General features: G+C 32.1%; 14 protein-coding genes. 2 read left to right on the plus strand and 12 right to left on the minus strand.

The annotated features are described in order from the left end of the window. Positions 1-28: 28 nt before the first annotated feature. The 6 genes from thpR to MXE27_RS11055 all read right to left on the minus strand — a co-directional run bounded on the left by thpR (position 29) and on the right by MXE27_RS11055 (position 5488). Complete coding sequence (thpR, locus tag MXE27_RS11030; protein ID WP_248612498.1) at positions 29-595, minus strand: RNA 2',3'-cyclic phosphodiesterase; 567 nt, start codon at positions 593-595, stop codon at positions 29-31. 69 nt (positions 596-664) lie between these two features. Continuing rightward, positions 665-1603, minus strand: coding sequence for a phosphoenolpyruvate carboxykinase (ATP) (locus tag MXE27_RS11035; RefSeq protein ID WP_248612499.1), 939 nt, complete (start codon positions 1601-1603; stop codon positions 665-667). 179 nt (positions 1604-1782) lie between these two features. Continuing rightward, on the minus strand, positions 1783-2907 hold the full coding sequence (locus tag MXE27_RS11040) for a 3-dehydroquinate synthase II (protein ID WP_248612500.1): 1125 nt from the start codon (positions 2905-2907) through the stop codon (positions 1783-1785). A gap of 82 nt (positions 2908-2989) precedes the next feature. After that, a complete protein-coding gene (locus tag MXE27_RS11045) occupies positions 2990-3784 on the minus strand; it encodes a 2-amino-3,7-dideoxy-D-threo-hept-6-ulosonate synthase (protein ID WP_248612501.1) in 795 nt (264 codons plus the stop codon). Between the two features lie 132 nt (positions 3785-3916). Further along, positions 3917-4444: a class I SAM-dependent methyltransferase gene (locus MXE27_RS11050; protein WP_248612502.1), complete on the minus strand. Its 528-nt coding sequence runs from the start codon at positions 4442-4444 to the stop codon at positions 3917-3919. A gap of 174 nt (positions 4445-4618) precedes the next feature. Then, positions 4619-5488 carry a pantoate kinase gene (locus MXE27_RS11055; protein ID WP_248612503.1) on the minus strand — a complete coding sequence of 290 codons (870 nt, stop codon included), beginning with the start codon at positions 5486-5488 and terminating at the stop codon, positions 4619-4621. A gap of 220 nt (positions 5489-5708) precedes the next feature. Here MXE27_RS11055 and MXE27_RS11060 point away from each other — a divergent pair, with 220 nt between their 5' ends. After that, positions 5709-6374, plus strand: a complete 666-nt coding sequence (locus tag MXE27_RS11060) for a histidinol phosphate phosphatase domain-containing protein (protein WP_248612512.1) — start codon at positions 5709-5711, stop codon at positions 6372-6374. Between the two features lie 129 nt (positions 6375-6503). Here MXE27_RS11060 and MXE27_RS11065 read toward each other — a convergent pair whose 3' ends face one another. Together MXE27_RS11065 and MXE27_RS11070 are read right to left on the minus strand one after the other, a co-directional pair. Then, positions 6504-7151 (minus strand): 2,5-diamino-6-(ribosylamino)-4(3H)-pyrimidinone 5'-phosphate reductase, encoded by a 648-nt coding sequence (locus tag MXE27_RS11065; RefSeq protein ID WP_248612504.1) that lies wholly within the window; start codon positions 7149-7151, stop codon positions 6504-6506. Between the two features lie 43 nt (positions 7152-7194). Beyond that, positions 7195-7491: a hypothetical protein gene (locus tag MXE27_RS11070; protein ID WP_248612505.1), complete on the minus strand. Its 297-nt coding sequence runs from the start codon at positions 7489-7491 to the stop codon at positions 7195-7197. Positions 7492-7654: 163 nt separating this feature from the next. Between MXE27_RS11070 and MXE27_RS11075 the strand changes: the two genes are divergently transcribed. After that, positions 7655-8038: a carboxymuconolactone decarboxylase family protein gene (locus MXE27_RS11075; protein ID WP_248612506.1), complete on the plus strand. Its 384-nt coding sequence runs from the start codon at positions 7655-7657 to the stop codon at positions 8036-8038. Between the two features lie 83 nt (positions 8039-8121). On the opposite strand, the gene MXE27_RS11080 is transcribed toward MXE27_RS11075, so the two are convergent. From MXE27_RS11080 to mtxX, 4 genes are read right to left on the minus strand one after another with little or no spacing between them, the layout of a single operon-like run. After that, positions 8122-9213, minus strand: coding sequence for a CapA family protein (locus MXE27_RS11080; RefSeq protein ID WP_248612507.1), 1092 nt, complete (start codon positions 9211-9213; stop codon positions 8122-8124). Between the two features lie 38 nt (positions 9214-9251). Next, positions 9252-10010: a TatD family hydrolase gene (locus MXE27_RS11085; protein ID WP_248612508.1), complete on the minus strand. Its 759-nt coding sequence runs from the start codon at positions 10008-10010 to the stop codon at positions 9252-9254. A 50-nt stretch (positions 10011-10060) separates the two neighbouring features. Then, positions 10061-10828 carry a polyprenyl diphosphate synthase gene (gene uppS, locus MXE27_RS11090; RefSeq protein WP_248612509.1) on the minus strand — a complete coding sequence of 256 codons (768 nt, stop codon included), beginning with the start codon at positions 10826-10828 and terminating at the stop codon, positions 10061-10063. After that, complete coding sequence (gene mtxX / locus MXE27_RS11095; protein ID WP_248612510.1) at positions 10829-11584, minus strand: methanogenesis marker protein Mmp4/MtxX; 756 nt, start codon at positions 11582-11584, stop codon at positions 10829-10831. Between the last annotated feature and the right edge of the window lie 307 nt (positions 11585-11891).

Here is an 11891-nt window from a genome sequence, read left to right on the forward strand (position 1 = left end):
TAAAAAAAAGTAAGGTTCTTTAGTTCATTTACAACTCAAAAACCATTAAATCAGTGTATATGGGACCTGCCGGTGTTAATTCGCTTTTTTTAAGTATTAATTTATTTACTGCCATTTTTCCTATTTGTACATCACTTAATTCTTCAATTTTTTCAACCAGTACCTCTTTATTAGTAGAACCTTTTAAACGACCAATGGTTAAATGAGGGATATAACTTCTTTCCTTGTCAAATCCTAATTTTATAAATTCATCATCTAATTCTTTTTGTATATCTGAAAAAGAATCAATGTTTTTGGTCCCTAACCAGATTACCCTTATATATCTCAAACTGGGAAAAACACCAACTCCTTCAATTAGAAGGTCGAAGGGATTAAAGTTTTCTACTTTTTGAGAAATAATATTTGATATTTCATTTAGTTTTTCTTCATTAATATCGCCGAAAAATTTAAGGGTTAAATGAAGATTCTGAGGTTCTACAAATTTTACTGGAGCTTCTGCAGCCCCCAAATTGTTTTGTATATCCCCTATTTTGTTTAACAAAGTTTTATCTACATCAACTGCTAAAAAAGCCCGCATATCTGAATTAGTACCCATGCACTCACCTTTTTAATGGATTATGTGAGATTGATATTTACTAAAATTATTATGTTCAAGGGAATATATCTATTTTATCAAGTTATTAATCTGATTTAAACTTTCCAATGGGGATTCTATTGTATTTAATAAGTATACTTCCATTTTTGAGAAAATTTCCTGGAAAAATTGCATCCTTAAATTATATTTTCGCTCATCGCGGATTAACTGATGAGGATTGCAGTAATCAGTTTCTTTCATATATTGAATTGCTTCCTCAATATCCATTTCTTTAAATGGAATATTGGCTGGGTTTCTCTCAAGAAGAATTATAGATTTTAATGTGGATGATTCTCTGATTCTGCCATTAAACAGATTTTTAACATCAACTATTCCCCTATTTTTATTGTCGAGTTTAACCCGCTGAATCTGATCTCTAAAATCAACCCATACATCAGCAACGTCATCACGAATATAAGAATTCTTCTCAGAAGAATATACTACCACTGAATTTTCAAATAATCTTGTGAAAAACCAGTCATCAGATATGTAATTAAATTTCTTATTCATCATCAGCCCATAAGTTAGGGTGGATTTTCCAGTCCCTGGCGGACCTATTATAGCAATGGCGTGGCCCTCAAAATCAACCACTGAGCCGTGCACTGAATATCTACGGTTTTCAGAGTGATATTCTTCAAAAAAGTCAGAGATAGTGGCCAGAGCTATACTTTTAACCCATCCATAGTAATCACAGTTTCTTATGATGCATGTTTTGGATAGTGGTTCATAGAGTACCTGGAGTTCTCCATTATTGGATGTGGCAAATATCTTAGCATGGGGGCGAATTTCCTCATTCATAAACTTAAAATTATCTTCCCATTCCTCTTTAAATGATTCACTATCAGTTAGTAATTTAACACATGCACCATGAATATTTGCTTTTCTCTCAAATACAACCTCACGGCCTAATTCTGCTAAAAGTTCATCTTTTTTACTGGGACTAATAATTTCAACTTCATAACTAGACATGAGCCCGCCTCTTAATAATTCTTTATGGATGTATTTTTATTATTGAATCTATTTATTTTTATGTAATTGTTAAAAGTTTAAAATTTAATTAAAGAAAAAATGATCAGCTAATCTGTTAAAAAAAGAATATAAAAAAGATTTTTACAGGATTTAATTAAAATTTTAAGTATTATAAAAAATTATTTTTCAATAATAGTCTCTTCAATTGACATCCCAAAATGTCGGGCGCCTTTATCCAGATAAATCAAAACATTATCCCCCTCCTTTAAATCAGAAACAGATACTGCTTCCCCTTTATCATTAATTAAACGGATAGTTTCTGCATTTTGAAGAAGTGTTTTAACAGTGATCCCTTCATATTCTGCTTCAAGGAGCATTAGGGGCCTTTTTTCTATTTTAACACGGCCTACAATAGCAACTTTTGATTTACCCTTATCATCAACAGTTAAAACTTCATCACCGGTTTCTAACTCGGATAAATATTTGGTTTTATTTCCAGGAGTCATTACATATGCCTGGACTGGCCCTGCATTTACTCTGAACGGCCTTGAAGCTACATATTCACTTTCTAATGATTCACTATGCACTAAAAATAATCCCGTTGAATAGGAACCAATCAACATTCCTTCCCCAATATTCATCATGGAACAAGTATCTACACAGACCCTATCGCCAGATCCCACAGGTTCTATTCGTGTGATAGTTGCGGCCTTAAGGTCATATTTTTCAGATTCTATTTTTTCAATTAGACTCGCAATCTTTTTGATTTCTGAAAAGTCATGGGGTTGTATTAAAATACCATCAGTTCCATGTTCCAGAGTTTCTAATGCCAGCTTAGCTTCATCATAATCAGACACCGCTGCAACTAATTTAACTTCTTCTTTTTGAAGATCTGCAATAATATTCTCTAGAGGGATAATGGTCCAGTCTTTACCAACTAATATTAAATAATCAACTACTCTCCCTAATTGTCGAGCTAATTCCTCATGCTTTTTACTACTTATTTCTACATAAGCAGCTACAGTTTTTCCTTTTCTTTTGAAACTGGAAGCAGTAGCCATATCTTTTGATTCACTTAAATCCGAGGGCAAGTGGAATGTGCCATCACCCTCTCCATTTTTTCCCACCAATATTATATCTGCTTCTTCCTGATCAGAGATAACAGTTATATTTCCTAATTTCCGTATATTTTCAAGATCAACCGGATCCAGCACATGATCAATGCCTGATTCAAGGGCAGTTGTTATAAAATCTTTTTTTTCATCCCAGGTCTTTCCTGGAGGCATTATCCAAGCAAATTTCATGAAATAACCTTCCAATAATTTAACGATATATTATAAAAATTATTTAAATAAGAATAGTAAATTAAATTAAAAATCTAATTAATTATTCTTTCAATAATTTAAGAGCTTCTTCAACATTTAATCGACCATGCACAATTTCAGAAATGGCTCTGGTAGTATTTTGTGGTGATTTCGCCTGGAAAACATTTCTTCCAATTGCTACTCCTGCTCCTCCAACACTAACGGAATTTTCAACCATTTCCAATAGTTCTTGCTCAGTTTCTACTTTAGGCCCGCCCGCAATGACTAAAGGTACTGGACAGCCATCTACTACTTCTTTAAAAGTATCAGGATCTCCAGTGTAATTAGTTTTTATAATATCTGCACCTAGTTCTGCACCAGCTCTTGCTGCCAATTTAACAACTTCTGCGTCGTGTTCATTGGTGATAGCTTTTCCCCGAGGGTACATCATGGCAATTAAAGGTATTCCCCATTCATCACAGATTTCTGAGGTGGTACCTAAATGAATTAGCATTTCAGGTTCTCGTTCCGACCCCACATTCACATGTACTGAAACTGCATCTGCCCCTAATTTAATAGCCTTTTCAACTGAAGTAACCAGAACTTTATGGTTAGGGTCTGGGCTTAAACCTGTGCTGGCTGAAAGGTGAATGATCAAACCAATATCACTTCCATACCCCCGGTGACCACAATCTACCATTCCTTTATGCATTAAAACAGCACTTGCACCGCCTTTTGCAACTTCGTCAATGGTTTCTGTCATGTTGATTATTCCTGGTGCAGGACCTATAGAAACACCGTGATCCATAGGAACAATTACACTTTTTCCGGTTTTTCTATCAATGATCCTTTCGATCCTGATTTTTTTCCCTATCATAAACACCCTCCGGTTATATGTTTTGTGAACCAAACTTAATAGTTTTTTATAAATTTTATTATTTTACTTTGAAATCAAAATTTTATTATTTTAATTTTAATTTTATGAACAAAGTTATATATTTTTTTTATTTTAAAGCTTATTTGACCATAACTTAAATTCTTTAAGGCGGGGTGGAATACCAGCATCACCACTAGATTCTAACCATCCTTCACTAGATTTTATATCTTCATCAACAACCGAAGATGAAACAAAATCAAGCAAACCCCTATTTCGAATAATAGTTTTTTTGGGTTTTAAAGTGGACGACCATATAAAGTAAACCTTGAAAGTCGTGTCAGGGTGATATCCTCCCCCTAAGTCAACTGAAAGTACATCACATTCACCTATATATTTATATACTTTTTCTAATGTTTCGTGAAGTCTTACATCTGCTTTTATGAATTGTACATTAGAATAATTATCCCTGACAGATTGCATAGCCTCCGTTGCTTCTGGACTATTATCTATAGCAATTACTTTACCATTTAAAGCTTTTTCAGCAATTATTCTAGTAGAATTGCCCACGTGACAACCTAATTCAACTACAAGATCATCTTTTTTTATAATATATTCCAGATTATCCCTGTAAACCTGAATATCATATACAATTTTTATCATAGAATCCACAAATCTGTGCATTGTTCATTTTAGGACAATAAAAGCTTTCAATTATTGTATAGATACTATGGACAATATATAATTTGTTAAAAAATAGTTTTACCATAAAAAAAAGATCAATTAATGAACCTTAAATGAAAGATAAAAAGACTAACGAAATTAAATCATCAGTGATCATTTTTTCAAGAATCGATTGCCACAAAAATCAATCTTACTGATGATAGTATCCTCTAAACTTGTTTCAGGGGTTTTAGATAGTGCAAAAGCCGTATTACCCAACATGGCCATGGAAGCGCCTAAAGTTTCTTTGTTAAGGATATCCACCATCTCTTTAACATCAGCCCTCATTAAAGATGTATTTTTTGCAAATTTATAAGATAATTTCATGAACTTTTGAGGAGTAGGTTCCTCTAATATTTGCTTAAGCATTCCTTCACCAGTTTTATTAATCATTTGCTGGTGTTGAGGGTTCTGAATAATTGAAGACGTATCAATATCACCCAATGTTTTAGCAATCACATAAAAAGGTTCACTGACTATTTTATCCAGTTTTCCATATTCCGGAGATCCTTCTTTTAATCTAATTACAATACCTCCCGTGGTTTCTGCTATTAAATCTCCAAGACCAGTGCCAAGTTCTACTTCAGCTTGATGGGCAACACTTGCTACTTGATTGTAAGAAAAAGGGATGTTCAGCATGTGCACCAAACCCATAATTGTTCCCATTGCACATGAAGCAGAGGTTCCAAATCCACACCCAATTGGAACTTCTATGTTATGATCTATTTTAAATCCTTCTTCAAATGAAAATTTATTTTTTAATAATTCAATAGTTTTGCGAGTAATAGAATCATTAAAGGAATCATTTTGACCATTTATTTTTATATCAATTTTATGATCAATTTTTGAAGGTTTTATAGTAGTAATTACTCCTTTATCAATTACCACTCCAACTCCACGGGATCCTTTCTTTAAAGGATTTGGATTATCCATAATCTGGAAAAATCCAGTTATATGCGATGGAGTAAATATTGAACATTCCATTTTATCACGACATTGAAATAATTTTAATTTATAATTACTTAAAAAAAACTTTAAATTAATTATTTTTGCTAATTAATTACAATCTGATTTTTAAGTTAATTAAATCTTTAAATAAAAATTTATATTAAAAAATATATTATATAAAATAGATTTTAATTATTTAATTAAAATAGTTTTTTTAATAATAAATAATCTACGAATAAATCCAGGAGGATTTTAAATTACACAACGTATAGATTTACATATTCACAGTCTTTTTAGTGATGGTGAATTATTACCATCCGAAATTGCCAGAAGAGCATGTGTTCTTGATCATAAAGCAATTGCCATAACTGATCACGTGGATGCGACCAACATGGATTGTGTCAGCCGTATAATTCAAGCAGTTGAAGATATCAGTGATAACTGGGGAATTACCATTATTCCCGGTGCAGAAATAACCCATGCACCAGCTGAAATAATTGATAAACTTGCTAAAAAGGCAAAAGATTTAGGGGCAGAAATTATCGTAGTCCACGGCGAAACATTAGTTGAACCGGTAATTGAAGGAACTAATTGGGCTGCTGTAAATTGTCCAGAAGTAGATATTTTAGCACATCCAGGCCTTATAAGTTATGAAGAGACTGAAAAAGCAAAAGAAAATGATATTGCGCTGGAGATCAGTTCCAGAAGAGGTCATTCTTTAGGTAATGGACATGTGGGTAAAATTGCACTTGAAGTCGGGGCAAATTTAGTTATTGATACAGACACTCACTCCCCTGGAGACCTAATATCTTATGAAACAGCATATAATTATGGTTTAGGTGCAGGAATTCCTGAAAAAGAAGTTAAAAAAGCTTTAAAAGATAATCCTGAGAATATATTAAAGAAAAAAGGATTAATATAGTATTATAACATTTAAATAGCAATAAAAATCCTCAACTTTTAATTTATTTATTATCTATTTTTTAATTCACACCATATTCTAAAATAAAGTCTTTACCTTAAAAAATTCTCATGACTTTTCATTAAAAAATTATAAGACATCATATTCTAAAATAAAGTCTTTACCAAGATCATAGCTGTTTTTTAACTTTAATTTAGCAGCATCCTTCATAAAATCAAAGCCCTCCCCATCCACTAAAGTTTTTGCATTTACACCACCTACTATCATAGGTGCTATGCATATCCTTACTTCATCAACCAGACCATTTTCAATCATAGAAAAATTGAGTGTGGATCCTCCTTCCAGCATCAGAGTGTTTATTCCTTTATTTTTAAGCTTTCTCATCAGTTCCAGCAGATCAACCCTCTCATTGCCCATTATCATTACTTCTGCTTTCTCTTTAAGCTTTTGGATTTTTTTAAGGGGTGCCTTTTTTGAAACAGCTATTAGAGTGGAAGCATCTTTATTTAATATACGGGCATCCGGGGGCGTCCTTGCCCTGCTATCTACCACTACTCTAACTGGATTTTCATCTCTTTTAGAATCAATTTTATGGACAGTTAATCGGGGGTCATCTACAAGTAAAGTGTTGATTCCTACCATTATTGCATCGGAATCTTTCCTTATTTGATGGACTCTTTTTAAATCTTCATTACCAGAAATTTCTGAACTCCCGGTTCTAGTTGCTATTTTCCCATCCAAAGTCATAGCCGCATTTAAAATCACATGAGGTCTCAAAAAATCACCTTAAAAAGAATAAGAGTTAATTTTATTTATGACATTACTGCTGCCCTCCAGTAATATACTGGAAAGATTGAATAATATCCTGAATTTGATATACGATATCCTCAATACTGTTTAAGATATCCTGTATAGGATTTAAAGTATTTTGAACCTTTTCAGCAGTTTCATTGGTTGTTTCAGAGGCATTGTTAAGTGCTTCGTTGGTTAAATTAGTAACATTATCTGTTAGGTTAGTTATATTATCCATGATTGAAGAATCTGATTTTGCATTTACCGTAGTTAAAGAACAGGCCAATATCAAAAATACCCCAAAAAATAAAACCTTATTTTTCATTGAACCACCAGTTATAGATTTACTTTTATCATTTATAATTTCTAATAAGTTTAAATAAATTTAATTATATTATTTATTACATTGAATTTATAGTAGTACATTGAAAGCTAGATATATTTTTTCTGAAAAAATGATGCCGTTTTATTTTAAAAGAGGAATTTAAATGTCTGAGAGATATCAAAAAGGATTGGAAATGCTAAATAAAATGAACAAAAATTCTTACAATACATTGAAAGAAAGTTTAGAAGATATTGCACCGGATTTAGCACGTTTTGTTGCTGAGTTTCCGTATGGTGATATTTACACTAGAACCGGTTTAGATTTGAAATCCAGGGAAATAGCAACTGTTGCAGCACTTACCGCTTTAGGAACCGCCCCACTACAATTAAAAAGTCATATAAAAGGAGCATTGAATGTTGGATGCAGTAAAAATGAAATAATTGAAATAATTATCCAAATGGCAGTTTATGCCGGTTTTCCTGCTGCGATTAATGGAATATCTGCTGCTAGAGAAGCATTTAAAGAACTAGATGAAGAAAAAGAATGAAATAATTCATTGTTTATCTTCAATTTTCAATCTTAAAATTATTTAACGTTATTTCATTTTTCAATTTACAAATAATTTTTTCCCTAATTAGAATTCATATAATCTTTAAGGACTATTTTTCCTTCCCCATTATCTATTTTCAAGTCAACACCAGAGGTTGGAATAGATTTTAAGAAACCTTCTGCACTGCCCTTACTCATTAAATTAGATCCCTTGCTTGAAATAGATATGGGGTATAATGTAGCTTGTAAATCACCATCCACTATTTTGACTCTGAGCAAAGCTGATTGTCTGCATGCAGGTGTTACTGCATCAAAAATAGTGTTTCCTAGACTGTAAAATATTAATTTTCCTTTATAATTTTCTATCTTTTGGAAAACATGAGGATGGTGACCAACTACCAGATCTGCTCCTGCATCTATAGCTGCTCTAGCAAATTTATATTGATACTGATTCGGGCTTTTGTGTAATTCGTTTCCAAAGTGGAAATCAACAACAACAAAATCAGCATTAGCCTTTGCTGTTTCCACACTTTTGTTTATTAAATCTAATTGTGCTGGAGCATAGCCAGTTCTATTATTAGTTGCAGTGGGCATTTGACTATCAGAATATGCTAAAAAACTATTTTTATCCTGGAAATCTATGATGGCTATTTTTTTCCCATCCACAGTTACATATGCTGGAGTTATAGCTTCATCTATATTACTGCCTGCACCCGTATGTAGAATTCCGTTTGCATCAAGATTAGCAACACAATCTTGATATCCTTCTATCCCATAGTCCATAATGTGGTTGTTAGCTAAACAAGCCACTTTAATATTATTATCTGCTAAGAGTTTGGCGTATTTTGGTTTGGCTTTGAGACAATAACTTGACTTTACACCATTTGATGAATCCGTGAACGGTGCCTCGATATTAGCTACTACAAAATCAGAGGATTGGAAAATAGATCTTACACCAGCAAATACATCCACTCCATTATCTAAAGAGTATCCAATATTTCTCCCTAACATTACATCCCCTGTGAAGATCATATTTATCTCAGTTCCATTAAAATTAACCACTTTCAAGCTACTGCTATCATTAGTAGAAGTAGAAGGAGATAAAAAAACTGTTAAAAACCCAACTAACACCAATAAAACTAATAATCCAACCAGTAGAATTTTTTTATTCACTATAATAACCCCTATTTAATATAAACAATACTCAAACATCATATATCAAAAATTTTTCTAGCATTTTTTTCAGTAACTTTATCCACTTCTTTCAGATTAATTTCTTTTATTTGAGCAATTTTATTTACTGCTTCTTCAACAAAAGAAGGTTCATTTTTTTTACCCTTAAAAGGTGAAAGATAAGGACTATCTGTCTCAGTTACCATGAATTTAAGTGGTAAATCCTTTACCAAATTTTGGTGGTGCTTAGAAAAACAAATCATGGTGGAAAAAGAAAGATAATAACTTTCATCAATTATATTTTCCGCTGTTTCTAAATTTCCACTATAACAATGAAATATCACATCAGGTATTGAATTAAATTTTTTTACAATTTTTAATGCTTGTTCTTCACTATCTCGAGCATGAATAATCAATGGCAACTCATATTCTTCTGCAAGATTTGCAAAAATATTAAATACTTTTTCCTGACGTTTTCTACCTTCAGAATCTTTCACATGAAAGTAATCCATCCCGGTTTCGCCGATACCTACTGCCATTTCTATATTTCCATGAAGTTCTTTAATCACTTCTTCAATTACAAGAAAATCTGCTTTTGATGAATCAATAGGATGAAAACCAAAAGTAGGGTAAATAAATTTTTTGTATTCATTAGACAGTTTTAAAGCTTTCCGATTCCCACCTAAAGTAGCTCCAGAATTTATTATTGCCGAGAGTTTTTTACGGGCTCTACCTATTACTTCATCCCTGTTTTTATTAAAATCTTTAAAATCCATATGACAATGACTATCAATCATCAAAAAAAGCCCCTGCAACCATTATTCATAAAAATGGGATTTTTATTCAATTAAATTCCGAATCTTCTTTCTCGCTGTTGATATGATCTTAATGCCCTTAAAAAGTCAACTTTTCTCAGTTCAGGCCATAAACTATCACAGAAATAAAGTTCAGAATATGAAGACTGCCATAATAAAAATCCGCTTAATCTTTCTTCCCCACTAGTTCTAATTATTAAATTAGGGTCTTCCAAACCCTCAGTGTACAGGTTCTTATTAATAACATCCTCAGTTATTTCTTCAGGATCTAATTTCCCAGATTTTACGTCTTGAGCTATTTTTTTTGCTGCATCAACTATTTCTAAACGGCCATCATACCCCAAAGCTATATTAACCTGTCTTTTGTTATATTTTGCCGTGGAATCTTCGGCTACTTTAATAGCTTGGCGGACATTATCTGGTAAAAGTTCCAGTTGACCCACTGCTTTTACCCGTACTTCATTTTTATGTATCTTTTTATTTCGAGCAATCCCCTCAAAATTTTTCTGGAATAATTTCATTAGTCCTTCTACTTCTTCAGGAGGCCTATTGAAATTTTCAGTGGATAGTGCATAGGCCGTCACTATTTCAATACCTAAATCAACACACCAATCCAGAACTCTCTCTAAGGTATCTACTCCTCTTTTATGGCCTTCTATTACTTTAATATTACCTTGAATCTTTGCATATCGACGATTACCATCCATGATAATGGCAATGTGTTTTGGCATATTCTCCTCTTTTAGATTTCTTGAAATATACCATTCATAAAGTCTATAAATTGGTTTTAATGTGGACATTTATTTCTCCTTTTTATTTAATGTGGCTAAATAATGTGCAAAATTTAATGCTCTCATATATCCCTCAACACTTTGAGCTCTGGAAGTATCAATAAATAAGGGATCTATTCCTAAGGTTATAGCACCATTACTTTTTCCAGAACCTAACAAAACAAGGGATCTAAATATTAAATTTCCGGATATGCCATCAGGGGCTAAAATTAGATTACATCCATCCTTAACAGCATTTTCTATTAATATGTAATAATGATTAATTGAGTATTTATTCTTTGTGATTGAATCATTTTTACCTGTCCCCGAATATTTATTTTTAAGTATTTTGGTAAGTTCTTCACCTTGATTAATAGAATCATCAATTTTAGGGTCTCTTCCAAAGTCCTGAGGTCTTCCCCCAGATATTATTGCAATTTTAGGTGATTTTCCTATTTTAAGTAAAAATTCACAACATTGTTCTACTAAAATTAGTTTTTCAGATAGATCTCTACCTTCGTCAATGCCTACAGGGGCTAATAAAAAATTAAAATCATCTATTTCAATGAAGGAAGCCCTGTTTATCTTTGAAGGAAATATGGAACGTAAATATTTCATTACAGAAGATGCATTTAAGGAACCTCTAACATAAGCATCGGCAGTATTTTTCCTAATCATGTCCAGCATTAATTCTTCTTTTTCGACCAATATTACTTCAAAATTGATTTTTTGTGCAGCAGTTATTATATTCTTATTTGATCCAACACCAGCAGCAATAATGGCCATACAATACCCCGATAAAATCCTGAAAGATTCTTTTATTATTTTTGATTATATAGATAAGAGTCAATATTATTATATAGTTTTTATTATTTTTTATTAAAATTTAGGACTTATTGATTAGATTATTCCATCTTTTTAAGTTTGTAATAAATAGATTTTTTAATTAGCTAAAAATTTAGGCAAAACAAAAAATATATATCTAACCAACAATCCATTTATTCTATAAAATTAGGTTGACCTAAATGCTGGATATATTCTGTCTCTTATACACATCTGACGCTGCCGACGATCTTACGCGTGTAGATCTCGG

It is taken from the genome of Methanobacterium alcaliphilum, assembly GCF_023227715.1.
Taxonomy (GTDB): domain Archaea; phylum Methanobacteriota; class Methanobacteria; order Methanobacteriales; family Methanobacteriaceae; genus Methanobacterium_E; species Methanobacterium_E alcaliphilum.